Source organism: Actinoplanes sp. L3-i22 (assembly GCF_019704555.1).
Classification (GTDB): domain Bacteria; phylum Actinomycetota; class Actinomycetes; order Mycobacteriales; family Micromonosporaceae; genus Actinoplanes.
The window spans coordinates 8,664,737-8,677,790 of sequence record NZ_AP024745.1; the positions used below are offsets into that span (position 1 = coordinate 8,664,737).

Here is a 13,054-nt window from a genome sequence, read left to right on the forward strand (position 1 = left end):
GGGAGCCGCCCGGCCGAGGACCGGCGCGGCCGCACGGAAGACCGGCGGGCATGATCGAGATTCGGGTGCTCGGGCCGGTCGAGGCGGACGTCGACGGCACCCCCGTCCCGCTGGGCGGCTACCAGCAGCAGGCGGTCCTGGCCATGCTGGTCGCGGCCGGCGGCCAGGTCGTCCCGGTGGACCGGATCGTCGACCAGCTCTGGGGCGACACCCCACCCCCACGCCCGCTGGCGTCGCTGCAGGCGTACGTCTCCCGCCTGCGCCGCCTCCTGGAACCGGACCGCCCACCGCGAGCCGAAGCCCGGGTCCTGGTCAGTGAGGGCGCCGGCTACGCGCTGCGGCTGGACCCGGAGTCGGTGGACGCCTGGCGGGTCGAGGGGATCCTGCAGCGGGTCCAGGACCTGCGCCCGCAGGGCCTGTCCCGGGCCGGCGCCGAGTCCGCCCTGACCCTGTTGCGGACGGCCGGCGCGATCTGGCGGGGCACGCCGTTCGAGCAGTTCACCGACGAGCCGTGGGCGCGGGCGGCGGTGGCCCGGCTGGCCGAGGCGCGGGTGGTGCTGGAGCAGCGGATCGTGGTGTGCCTGCTGGTGCTGGGCCGGCTGGGCGAGGCGGTGCCGGCGGCCCGGGCGCTGGCCGAGTCGGAGCCGCTGCGCGGGCAGGCCTGGCGGTTGTGGGCGGTGGCGCTGTGGGCGGCGGAGCGGTCCGCGGAGGCGCTCGACGTGCTGCGCCGGCACCGGCGGCATCTGGCCGAGGAGCTGGGTCTGGAGCCGGAGCCGGCGCTGGCCGGGCTGGAGCGGGCGATTCTGGAGCAGTGCCACGAGCGGCTGGCGACCGAGTTGCGGTTCGGCCTGCCCGCGGAAGATCAAGATCCGTTCCCGGTACGACCGGCGCAGCTCCCGCGTTCCCCGGCGACGTTCGCGGCCCGGGAGCCGGAGCTGGCCGAGCTGGCCCGGCACGCGGATGCCCCGGACGGCGCCCCGCTGGTCGTGATCAGCGGGGTCGGCGGGGTGGGGAAGACGACGCTCGCGGTCCGCTGGGCGCATCAGGTCGCGGACCGGTTCCCGGACGGTCAGCTCTACGCCGACCTGCGCGGATACGGCCCGGAGGACGCCCCGGCCGCGCCCGGTGACGTGCTGCTCGGCTTCCTCGGGGCGCTGGGCGTGCCGGACCACCGGATCCCGCCCGGGGTCGCGGACCGCACCGCGTTGTTCCGCAGTGTCCTGGCCGGCCGCCGGATGCTGCTGATCCTGGACAACGCCCGGGACGCCGGCCAGGTGCGGCCGTTGCTGCCCGGCGCGGCCGGCTGCGCGGTCGTGGTGACCAGCCGCAACCGGCTGGGCGCGCTGCTCGTCTCGGACGGCGCCCCGGCCGTGCACCTGGACGGCTTCCAGGACGAGGAGGCGCGCGCCTATCTGGCGAACCGGCTGGGCGCGGAGCTGACCGACGCGGAGCCGGCGGCGCGGGACGCGATCGTGGCGCACTGCGGCGGGCTGCCGCTGGCGCTGGCCGTGGTCTGCGCGCGGATCGCCGGCCGGCCCGGGTTCACCCTGGCCACGGTCGCCGAGGAGCTGGCCGAGGAGGGCGGGCTGGACGCGTACCTGCGGGCGGTCTTCTCCTGGTCGTACCGGCAGCTGCCGACGCCGGCGGCGGAGCTGTTCCGGCATCTGGCGCTGCATCCGGGGCCGGATGTCACGCTGGCCGCGGCGGTGAACGTGGGCGGCTCCCGGGCGCTGCTGCACGAGCTGTGCGACGCGCATCTGCTGAACGAGCGGCGGCCCGGCCGGTTCGCCTATCACGACCTGGTCCGGGGGTACGCGGTCGAGCAGGCCGGCCTCCAGGACTCCCCGGCGGTCCGGGAGCGGGTGCTGGCCCGGCTGGTCGAGCATCATCTCTACTCGGCGCGCAACGCCGCGCGGGCGTACATGTCGTACCCCCGCCCGGATCGGACCGGGGAGATGACGCCGGGGATCGTGCCGGTCGAGTTCACCGGGCGCGAACCGGCGCTGGTCTGGATGGACCGCGAGTACGAGAACGTGATGGCGCTCGCCGAGCACTGCCGCACCCCGGCCCTGGAGCACTACCTGCCGTGGCTGGCCTGGACGGTGCTGCCGTACCAGCAGGACATCCGGTTCCAGGTGGAGGACTCGTTCACGCTGATCGAGTGGGCGCTGGAGGTGGCCGAGCGGACCGGGGACCGGTGGTGGACCGGGTTCCTGACGTACGTGACCGGCCGCGGTCACCTGTGGCTGAACCGGTACGACGCGGCCGGCCCCTACCTGGACCGGGCGATCGCGGTGGGCCGGGCGATGGACGATCCGCTGCGGCTGGCGCACGGGCTGCTCGGCAAGGCGGTGGCGATCCTCGGCATGCACGAGGCGCCGACCCGGGAGCAGGCCGAGGCGGCGTATCCGTACGGCCGGGAGGCGCTGGAGAACTACCGCCGGGTCGCGCACGAGTCGGCGCGGCTGGAGGAGGCCGCCGCGCTGCACCCGATCGGCTGGTGGCACTTCTATCAGCCGGGTGGGCGGGCGACGGCGTTCGCGCTGTTCGCCGAGAGCGTCGAGATCCATCTGCGGTGGCACAACTCGATGGGCGCGGCCAGCTCGTCGATGCATCTGGGGCGGCTGCACCAGGCGGCCGGGGACATCCCGGCGGCGGTCGCGGCGTTCGAGAAGGCGCTCGACCTGTACGGGACGACGGTCGGCAATCAGCGCATCGAGCCGTTGATCGGCCTCTACCTGCTGCACCGGGAGGCGGGCGACGACGCGGCCGCCGAGCGGGCGCGGGCCGAGGCGCTGGGTCTGCTGGAGACCGCGCGGTACCCGGACCTGACGCGTTTGCAGGCACTTCTCGGGGCGTGACGCCCGTCAATACGCCGTACGGCGAAATGGTCTTTGTCTTTTGACAGGAAACTGTCCTATGAGAACTTCACCCGGGCCACGGTAGTGAACGTTAACAAGACGTCGGAAGATGCGCCAGAGCTTGAGTTTCAGCAGCCAGGACATCGAAGCCAACCTCTTGACAGCGCCATCGATGTTTGCGTACACATTGCCTACCGCCCCAACGCGAAACATCCCCGACACTTCCACGTTGCGTCTCCACCCCGCACCGGAGGACTCCGCATGCCCCGATCCACAAAGCGCCTGGCCGGCCTCGCCGTCGTCCTGGTCACCCTGCCGCTGGCGGTCGCGCCGCCGGTCTCGGCCGCCGCGGTCGAGCCGGACTACACGATCAAGGTCAGCCCGAGAGCGGACGGCGCCGCGCTGTCCAAGCAGCAGTACGGCGTCTTCTTCGAGGACATCAACTACGCGGCCGACGGCGGGCTCTACGCCGAGCTGGTCCGCAACCGCTCGTTCGAGTTCAACGCGACCGACGCGACCGGCTACACCGGCCTGACCGCCTGGACCGCCACCGGCAGCGCCACCGTGGTGAACGACGACCAGCGGCTCAACGACCGCAACCGCAACTACCTGGCGCTGAACGGCAGCGTCACCAACGCCGGCTACAACAGCGGCATCGCCACGAAAAAAGGCGACATTTACGATTTCTCAATCTGGGCCCGCGGAGACGCCGCGGTCACAATAACGCTGACCGGCGCCGCGCCACTCACGATCGCCGCCACCGGTGACGCCTGGAAGAAGTACACCGGCGTCCTCAAAGCGACCACCACCACCGACAAGGGCCGGCTGAGCGTAGCCAGCAGCACCCCGGTGAAGATCGACGAGGTCTCGCTGTTCCCCCGCGACACCTACCAGGGCCGGAAGAACGGCCTGCGCGACGACCTGGCCGAGAAGATCGCCGCGTTGAAGCCGGGCTTCGTCCGCTTCCCCGGCGGCTGCCTGGTCAACACCGGCAGCATGTACTCCTACGACGCGGCGAACAACTACCCGCGCGCCCGGGCGTACCAGTGGAAGGACACCGTCGGGCCGGTCGAGACCCGCGCGACGAACAAGAACTTCTGGGGCTACAACCAGTCCTACGGCCTGGGCTACTACGAGTACTTCCAGTTCGCCGAGGACATCGGCGCGATGCCGCTGCCGGTGCTGCCCGCGCTGGTCACCGGCTGTGGGCAGAACCGGGCCACGGTGGACGACGCGCTGCTGCAGCGGCACGTCCAGGACGCGCTCGACCTGATCGAGTTCGCGAACGGGCCGGTCACCTCGACCTGGGGCAAGGTGCGCGCGCAGATGGGCCACCCCAAGCCGTTCGGGCTGACCACGGTCGCGGTCGGCAACGAGGAAAACCTGCCCGAGCAGTACTGGGCGAACTTCCTCAAGTTCGAGGCCGCGATCAAGGCGAAGTACCCGGACTTCACGGTGGTCAGCAACTCCGGCCCGGACGACCAGGGCGCCACGTTCGACAACCTCTGGGCCAAGAACAAGGCCAACGGCACGGACCTGGTGGACGAGCACTACTACAACAGCCCGTCCTGGTTCCTGCAGAACAACGCGCGGTACGACGCGTACGACAGAAATGGTCCGAAGGTCTTCCTCGGCGAATATGCCTCGCTGGACGCCAAGTTCGCCAACTCGCTGGCCGAGGCCGCCTACATGACCGGCCTGGAGCGCAACGCCGACGTGGTGAAGATGGCGTCCTACGCACCGCTGCTCGCCAACATCGACAACGTCCAGTGGAAGCCGGACATGATCTGGTTCGACAACGACGAGTCGTGGGGTTCGACCAGCTACCAGACGCAGAAGCTGTTCATGAACAACGTCGGCGACCGGGTCGTGCCGAGCACGGTCAGCGGCGGCGGCGTGGTGCTGCCGAAACCGATCACCGGCGCGATCGGCCTGTCCACCTGGCGGACCGCGGCCACCTACGACGACGTCAAGGTGACCCGGCCGGACGGCACGACGATCTTCGCCGACGACTTCAACGACGGGAACGCCGACGGCTGGACCGCGGTGCAGCCGCGCGGCAACTGGACGGTGAGCAACGGCGGGTACGCCCAGACGACCACGGACACCGAGGACACCATGGTCAAGGCGGCGACGATCACCGACACCGACTACGACTACACGCTCAAGGCGACCAAGCAGGCCGGCGCCGAGGGCTTCCTGGTCGCGTTCGGCATCCAGGACACCGGCAACTTCTACTGGTGGAACCTGGGCGGCTGGAACAACACCCAGGGTGCGGTCGAGAAGGGGATCACCTCCGCCAAGGAGCAGATCCTGACCAAACCCAACACGATCAACACCGGTCAGACGTACGACCTGAAGGTCTCCGTCCGCGGCACCAAGGTCACCCTGTACCTGGACGGCGCCGAGTGGGGCAGCTTCGACGACAACGCGGTGACCGAGCCGTTCGCCCAGGTCGTGACGACCGACGCGAAGACCGGCGAGCTGATCGTCAAGGTGGTCAACGCCAAGGACACCGCCGCGGTCACGAAGATCGACCTCGGTGGCCGCAAGGTCGCGGGCACGGCCAAGATGACCGTCCTGGCCGGTGACCCGGGCGAGCAGAACACCCGGACGGCCGAGCCGATCCTGCCGGTGACCAGCACGATCAAGGGCGTCTCGGCGAGCTTCACCCGCGAGTTCCCGGCGAACTCGATCACCTTCCTGCGCATCCGGACCCGATGAGGAGCCCGATCATGAATCGTCGGACCCTACTGACCGGCAGCGCCGCCCTCGGCACGCTCGCCGTCGTCCTGCCCGCCGGCGCCGAGGGCGCCCCGCACGCCGACCCGGTGCGCAGCGACGCCGAGATCTACGGCGTCCCGACCACCCAGCCGCTGATCAGCCAGCGGGCCGACCCGTTCATCAGCCGGCGGTACGACGGGAAGTACTACTTCACCGGGTCGGTCCCCGCCTACGACAAGATCATCTTGCGGTCGTCGGACACGATCGCCGGACTCACCGACGCCGCCGAGACGACCATCTGGACCCGGCCGTCGAGCGGGAAGATGGGCGGTTTCGTCTGGGCGCCGGAGATCCACCGGATCGGCGGCAAGTGGTACGTCTACTTCACCAACAGCGACGCGAACGACATCTGGCACATCCGCCCGTTCGTCCTCGAATCAGCTCTCGACGATCCGATGGATCCGGCCGGCTGGACCGTCAAGGGCGAGATCGCCCTGGAGTGGGACAGCTTCGCGCTGGACGCCACGGTGTTCAGCCACCGCGGGAAGCAGTACCTGCTGTGGGCGCAGAGCGAGCCGGAGATCGTGGCGAACTCCAGCGTCTACATCGCCGAACTGGCCAACCCGTGGACGCTGAAGAGCAAGCCGACCCGGCTCACCACGCCCACCAAGAGCTGGGAGATCCAGGGCTACCGGGTGAACGAGGGACCGGCGGTCATCATCCGGAACGGGCGGGTGTTCCTGACCTACTCGGCCAGCGCGACCGACGCGAACTACTGCATGGGCCTGCTCACCGCGGACGCCCACGCCGACCTGCTGGACCGGGCCAGCTGGGTGAAGAGCCCGGACCCGATCTTCGTCAGCAACGACGACACCAGGCGCTGGGGTCCCGGGCACAACTCGTTCACGGTGGCCGAGGACGGGGTGACCGACGTGCTGGTCTACCACGCCCGCGACTACAAGCAGATCACCGGCGACCCGCTGTACGACCCGAACCGGCACACCCGGGTGCAGAAGCTCTACTGGCACCCGGACGGGACGCCGCTGTTCGGCGTGCCGGTCGGGGACGGCGGGCCGATCGTCCGGCTCTCGCCCGGCGGCGACACGTTCGTGCACCACGCGGGGACCGCCGTCCAGGTCGCCCCGGCGCCGCGTGACCTGGGCGCGACCCAGTTCCGGTTCACCGGCGACGGGCTGATCCAGTCCGTCGACAAGCCGGCGCTGTTCGTCCGGATCGACGGCACCTCGGTGACGCTGGACGCCACCGGCACGCCGGTCCGCCGGGTCCCGGCCCGGGGTGGCGTGACCATCCGTACCGTCGCCGACCCGGCCGTCTACCTGCGGGTTTCCGCCGGCGTGGTGACGACCGGCACGACCGGTACGGTGTTCCGGCAGAGCTAAGGCTCAGATCGGCCACCGGCGGCCCGATGATGCGGGGGTGTTCACCGCCCCTGAGATCAGCGAGCAGCCGGTGGCCGACGGCCGTTCCCGGGCCGTCGACGCGAGTTCGCTGGCGTACGTGCAGGTCGACCGGACCGGCCTGATCCGGGACTGGAATCCGGCCGCGGAACGGCTGTTCGGCTGGCCGCGCGCCGAGGTGCTCGGCCGCTCGCTGGCGGACACCATCGTCCCGGCTTCGCTGCGCTCCGGGCACAACGCCGGGTTCGCGCGCCGGGTCGCGATCGGGGACGGGCCGGACATGGGCCACCGCTTCGAGGTGCCGGCCGTGCACCGCGACGGCGCCGAGCTGAACATCTCGATGACCCTCGACTCGATCGGGCCCGAGGGCTTCTGCGCGTTCATCTCCGACCAGACCGACATGCATCAGGCCAAGCAGGAGTTGCAGCGCAGCAACCAGCTGATCAACGCGATCCTGCAGCACACCACCGCGGTCATCTCGGCCAAGGACCTGGACGGGCGCTACCTGTTCGTCAACGGCGAGTACGAGCGGGTCTTCCAGGTCAGCGCCGCCGACATGGCCGGCCGCGGCGAGGAGGACGTGATGCCGGCCGCGGTCGCCGCCGGCAGCCGCGCCCACGACGTCGAGGTCACCGAGACCGGCGACGCCAAGACCGTCCTGGAGCTGTTGCCGTTCGGCGACGAGATCCGGGAGTACGTGGTCACCCGCGTCCCGCTGGCCGACCCGGACGGCTCGGTCTACGGCGTGTGCACGATCGCGATCGACGACACCGCCCGGCGGCGCACCGAGGCCGCCCTGGCCGCCGGCGAGGAACGCTTCCGCAGCACCGTCAACAACGCGCCCGGGATGCTCTACCAGTTCCGGGTCGACGCCGAGGGCGCCCGGTTCACCTTCGTCTCGGACGCCTGCCGGGACATCTACGGTGTGGAGCCGTCCGAGGTCACCTCGGCCGCCGGGGAGATCGTGGACCGGATCGCCGAGGACGAGCGGGACGCCTACCTCGCCTCGGTCCGGCACTCCGCGGAGACCCTGGAACCGTGGGAATGGCAGGGCACGATCATCCGCCGGGACGGGGGCCGGCGCCTGCTGCACGGCATGGCCCGCCCGCACCGCGGGCCGGACGGGGCGACCGTGTGGGACGGGATCCTGCTCGACCGGACCCACGGCGGGAACCTGTGAGCGCGCCCCGTCTGCCCCGCAAGCTGGGCGAGCTCGCCGTGCCGACGGCGCCGCTGCCGCTCGACACCCCGGTCCACGACGTCGAGGCGGCGCTGCGCCGGGGCGGGCACACCCCGGGCGTGATCGTGGTGACCGCGACCGGTCCCGTGCTCCTCACCCCGGCCCGCCTGGACACGATCGCGACCGCGCCGGTCGGGGTACGCCGTACCGTCGCCGATCTTTCCCTGGCCGCCTCCCTGATCCTGCCCGCCGACACCGACATCGACGTGGCCGCCGAGGCGGCCCTGGCCCGGCCGGGCGCCGCACGCGAGGAGCCGGTCCTGGTCCGGTGGCCGGACGGCCGCTGCGGGATCGCCCCGATCATGGACCTGCTGGCCGCGATGGCCGGCCGGTACGCCAAGCTGTCCCGCACCGACCAGCTCACCGGCCTGCCCAACCGCGGCCTGATCGCCGCCGAGGGCCGGCGCCGGCTGGAGTCCGGGAACCTGATCGCCGTGCTGCACCTGGGTCTGGACCAGTTCCAGGACGCCAACGACGTGCTCGGCCACCACGGCGCGGACGCGCTGCTGCACCGGGTCGCGGTCGCGCTCACCGCCGCCCACGGCGCCGGCAACCTGGCCGCCCGGCTCGACGGCGACCAGTTCCTGGTGCTGCTCTCCGAGCTGCCCGGCGGGCACACCCCGCAGAGCATGGGCCGGCAGCTCGCGGCCGGCATCCGCGGCCCGCACCAGATCGACGGGCTGCCGATCGGCGTCGAGGTCAGCATCGGCATCACCCCGGCCGACCACCACGACTTCGCGGTGCTGCAGCGCCGCGCGGCCGCCGCGATGCGCCGCGCCAAGCAGGAACGCACCGGCGTGGTCGAGTGGACGCCCGGCCTGGACACCACCCAGCGGGTCGACCTGCGCCAGCTCACCGAGCTGCGGACCGGCCTGAAGAGCGGCCACCTGCGCCTGCACTACCAGCCGCTGCACGACGCGGTCACCCGCGAGATGAACGGCGTCGAGGCGCTGGTCCGCTGGCAGCACCCGCAGCGCGGACTGCTGCCGCCCGGCGTCTTCCTCCCCGACGCGGAACGCTCCGACGTCATCCTGGAGCTCACCGACTGGGTGCTGGCCGAGGCGCTGCACCAGGCCGCGGTCTGGCGGCGGGCCGGGCACCACGTGCCGGTCTCGGTCAACCTGCCGGCGTCCTACCTGGCCCAGGCCCGCGCGATCCCGACGATCCTGACCATGCTGGGGCTGGAACAGGTGCCCGCCGAGCTGCTCACCGTCGAGATCACCGAGACCGCGGTCCTGACCCGCCCGGACGAGGTCGCGGCCCAGCTCGCCGAGCTGCGGCTGCGCGGTGTCCGGGTGGCGATCGACGACTTCGGCACCGGCTACACGTCGCTGGGCCTGCTCCCCCGCCTGCCGATCGACGAGCTGAAGATCGACCGCTCGTTCGTCGTCCAGATGCACGAGTCCCCGGCCCACGCCACGATCATCGACTCGGTGATCGCGATCGCGAAGTCGCTCGGCATGAAGGTCGTCGCCGAGGGCGTCGAGGACGAGCCGACCGCGGCCGACCTGGCCCGGGCCGGCGTCGACCTGCTGCAGGGCTACCACCTCAACCGGCCCACCCCACCCGAGGCGATCCCGCTGGCGTCAGCTCCGCCGCTGCTCACGGCCGTCTAATTGCCCACGGTACGGCGTATTGCCCGCGCCCGCCCCCACCCGGTCCCGCGGCGGCTATTCGGGTGAGGCGGCGCGGAAGTCAGCGGGGCGCAGGCGGGCGGTCCGGCGGCGGTATTCGGTGGCCATGCCGGGCCAGTTGGTGACGATGCGGCCGCTGGGCGTGCGGTACCAGCTCTGGCAGGCGGTCCAGACACTTCCGGCGAGGCGGGTCTGGAGCTCGTCGTCGTAGGCGGCCGCGGTCTCCGGCCGTACCTCAAGCGGGTTTTGATCTTGAGAAAGATGACGGACGGCCTGGGTGATCCAGCGGGCCTGGGACTCGTGGAAGAAGACCACCGAGGTGTTGCCGGTGTTCGTGTTCGGGCCGTAGACCAGGAACATGTTGGGGAAACCGGGGACCGCCATGCCGAGGTAGGCGTGCGCGCCGTCCTGCCACACGGTGTCGAGCGAGGCGCCGTCCCGGCCGGTGACCTTGATCGGGACGAGGAACTCGGTGGCCGCGAAGCCGGTGCCGTAGACCAGCACGTCGACCGGGTGCTCCACGCCGTCGGCGGTCCGGATGCCGGTCGGGGTCACCGCGATGATCTTCTCGGTGACCAGGTCGACGTCCGGGCGGGCCAGGGTGGGCAGCCAGGCGTTGGTGAACAGGACCCGTTTGCAGCCCATCGGCTCGTCCGGGGTGACCTTGCGGCGCAGCTCCGGATCGCGGACCTGCCAGCGGCGCTGGGTGCGGGAGACGCCGCGCAGGAGCGCGATCGCGGCCCGGTTGCCGGTGACGGCGAGGCCGGTGACCACGGTCATCAGCCACGTTCCGGCGCGCGCGGCGCCCATCGCCGACGGGATCGATCGGTACAGGCCGCTGCGGATCCGGCCGTAGCGGCGGTCCGGTTTGGGCAGCGTCCAGGGCGCGCTCCGCTGGAAGACCGTGACGTGCGCGGCGACCCCCGCGATCGCCGGGACCAGCTGGATCGCGCTGGCGCCGGTGCCGATCACGGCGACCCGGCGGCCCTCGATCGGCACCGACGCGTCCCAGTCCGCGGTGTGCATCGCCGGGCCGTCGAAGTCGCCGGGCAGCCGCGGGATGACCGGGCGGGAGAGCTGGCCGACCGCGGGGACCAGCACGTCGGCCGCCAGGGTCGCGCCGGTGGTGGTGGTGACCTGCCAGTGGGTGCCGGTCCAGTGGGCGGTGGCCACCTCCGTACCGAATCGGATCTTGTCTCTCAGGCCGAATCGGTCGACGCAGGCGTCGAGGTAGGCGAGGATCTCGGGCTGCGGCGGGAAGCGGCGGGACCAGGCCGGGTTCTGGGCGTAGGAGTAGGAGTAGAGCGGCGCCGGGATGTCGCAGGCGCAGCCGGGGTAGCGGTTGTCCCGCCAGACGCCGCCGGCGCGGTCCGCCTTCTCCAGGACGGTGAGGTCGGTGAAGCCGGCTTTGAGCAGCTCGTTGGCGACCGCGACCCCGCCGAAGCCGGCCCCGATGATCAGGATCCGGGTGCTCGGCGGGCCTGAATTTCGATCAGGAGGCGGGCTGCTCATCGGTCCTCGCTTCGGATCAGGCGCAGGGCGGCCGGTGCGGTTGCCGGGACCGCCGGTTGGCTTGGAATGACCGGATTTATCGCGACATAGCCATCGCCGAGCGCCGGCCGTGCGTCGTCGTCACCCGCGTTCGGCCACAGCGCGACCGCCCGCTCCGCCAGCGCCGTGATGGTCAGCGACGGGTTCACCCCGAGGTTCGCCGCGACCACCGACCCGTCGATCACGTGCAGCCCGGGGTGCCCGTAGAGCCGGTGATACGGATCCACCACCGCCCCGATCGCGCAGCCCCCGATGAAATGCCCGGTCACCGGCTTGCCGACCAGTTCGGTGTACGACCCCAGCGGCACCCCGTCGATCTTCTCCGCGGTCCGCCGGGCCACGTCGTGCGCGACCGGCACCCACTCCGGGTTCGGCTCGCCGATCCCCGGCCGGCTGGTCAGCCGCCCCCGCTTGCGGAACACCGTGATCGAGTTGTCCAGCGGCTGCATGGCGAGCAGCACCACGGTCTGCCGCGACCAGTCCCGGGGCGACAGGTAGAGCCGCAGGTCCCGCCCCGCCCTGGCGAGCTGCTTGAGCCCCGCCCACCAGCGCGGCCGGCCTCGGCCGTCGTCGACCATCACGGTGGAGAGCAGCGCGAGCAGGTTGCTGCCCGGGCCGTAGCGGACCGGCTCGACGTGCGTGACCGGGTCCGGGTGGATCGAAGAGGTGATCGCGACGCCGTGGCTGTAGTCGCGGTCCCGGCGCCGGGTCCGCGCGCCCAGGATCGACTCCGAGTTGGTGCGGCTCAGCTCGCCCAGGCGCGGCGACACGTGCGGCAGGCTGCCCCGGTCGCGCAGGCGGTGCAGCAGTCGCTGGGTGCCGAGCGCGCCGGCCGCGAAGACGACCTGCTTCGCGGTGAGGCTGTCGTTCCGCAGTCCGCCGGTCCGGCGGGTGTCGACGGCGTAGCCACCGTCGGGCAGCGGCCGGACGTCCCGGACCGTGGTCAGCGGATGAACCGTCGCGCCCGCCCGCTCGGCCAGGTACAGATAGTTCTTCACCAGGGTGTTCTTGGCGTTGTTCCGGCAGCCGGTCATGCACGACCCGCACAGCGTGCAGTTCCGCCGGCTCGGGCCGGCCCCGCCGAAGAACGGGTCCGGCACTTCGGCGCCGGGTTGTGCTCCGAACAAGACCCCCACCGGGGTACGGCGATAGGTCGCCCCCACCCCCAGATCGTCCGCGACCGCCCGCAGCGCCTGATCGGATGCCGTCTCGACCGGGTTCACGGTCACCCCGAGCATCCGTTTCGCCTGGTCGTAGTAGGGCGCGAGCTCGGCCTTCCAATCCGTGATCGCGGACCACTGCGGGTCGGCGTAGAACGCGTCCGGCGGCTCGTACAGCGTGTTCGCGTAGCCCAGCGAGCCCCCGCCGACGCCGGCCCCCGACATGATCAGCACATTCTTGAGCAGGGTGAGCCGCAGGATGCCGTAGCAGCCGAGCGCCGGCGCGTACACGTAGTCCCGCAGCCGCCAGGACGTCTTGGCGAACTGCTCGTCGGTGAACCGGCGGCCGGCCTCGAGCACGCCCACGCGGTAGCCCTTCTCGGTCAGGCGCAGCGCGGTCACGCTGCCCCCGAACCCGGAGCCGATCACGAGGACGTCGTAGTCGTACGACATCGCCGTAGCATCA

The 13,054-nt window shown here is 71.6% G+C and carries 7 protein-coding genes; 5 read left to right on the plus strand and 2 right to left on the minus strand.

Features of this window, described 5'->3' with window-relative positions; genetic code table 11:
• Positions 1 to 50 precede the first annotated feature (50 nt).
• The 5 genes from L3i22_RS38885 to L3i22_RS38905 all read left to right on the plus strand — a co-directional run bounded on the left by L3i22_RS38885 (position 51) and on the right by L3i22_RS38905 (position 9,859).
• Positions 51 to 2,861, plus strand: a complete 2,811-nt coding sequence (locus L3i22_RS38885) for a BTAD domain-containing putative transcriptional regulator (RefSeq protein WP_221322456.1) — start codon at positions 51 to 53, stop codon at positions 2,859 to 2,861.
• Positions 2,862 to 3,122: 261 nt separating this feature from the next.
• On the plus strand, positions 3,123 to 5,585 hold the full coding sequence (locus L3i22_RS38890) for an alpha-L-arabinofuranosidase C-terminal domain-containing protein (protein WP_221322457.1): 2,463 nt from the start codon (positions 3,123 to 3,125) through the stop codon (positions 5,583 to 5,585).
• Between the two features lie 11 nt (positions 5,586 to 5,596).
• Positions 5,597 to 6,985 (plus strand): glycoside hydrolase family 43 protein, encoded by a 1,389-nt coding sequence (locus L3i22_RS38895; RefSeq protein WP_221322458.1) that lies wholly within the window; start codon positions 5,597 to 5,599, stop codon positions 6,983 to 6,985.
• A gap of 37 nt (positions 6,986 to 7,022) precedes the next feature.
• Positions 7,023 to 8,183 carry a PAS domain-containing protein gene (locus L3i22_RS38900; protein WP_221322459.1) on the plus strand — a complete coding sequence of 387 codons (1,161 nt, stop codon included), beginning with the start codon at positions 7,023 to 7,025 and terminating at the stop codon, positions 8,181 to 8,183.
• Entirely contained in the window at positions 8,180 to 9,859 is a 1,680-nt protein-coding gene (locus L3i22_RS38905) for a bifunctional diguanylate cyclase/phosphodiesterase (RefSeq protein ID WP_221322460.1), read from the plus strand. Before L3i22_RS38900 ends, L3i22_RS38905 begins: the two co-directional genes overlap by 4 nt.
• A gap of 54 nt (positions 9,860 to 9,913) precedes the next feature.
• Here the strand turns inward: L3i22_RS38905 and L3i22_RS38910 are convergent, their stop codons facing one another.
• Both L3i22_RS38910 and L3i22_RS38915 read right to left on the minus strand, forming a co-directional pair.
• Positions 9,914 to 11,389, minus strand: coding sequence for an NAD(P)/FAD-dependent oxidoreductase (locus L3i22_RS38910; protein ID WP_221322461.1), 1,476 nt, complete (start codon positions 11,387 to 11,389; stop codon positions 9,914 to 9,916).
• Entirely contained in the window at positions 11,386 to 13,041 is a 1,656-nt protein-coding gene (locus L3i22_RS38915) for a GMC oxidoreductase (RefSeq protein WP_221322462.1), read from the minus strand. The genes L3i22_RS38910 and L3i22_RS38915 overlap by 4 nt, the downstream gene beginning before the upstream one ends.
• Between the last annotated feature and the right edge of the window lie 13 nt (positions 13,042 to 13,054).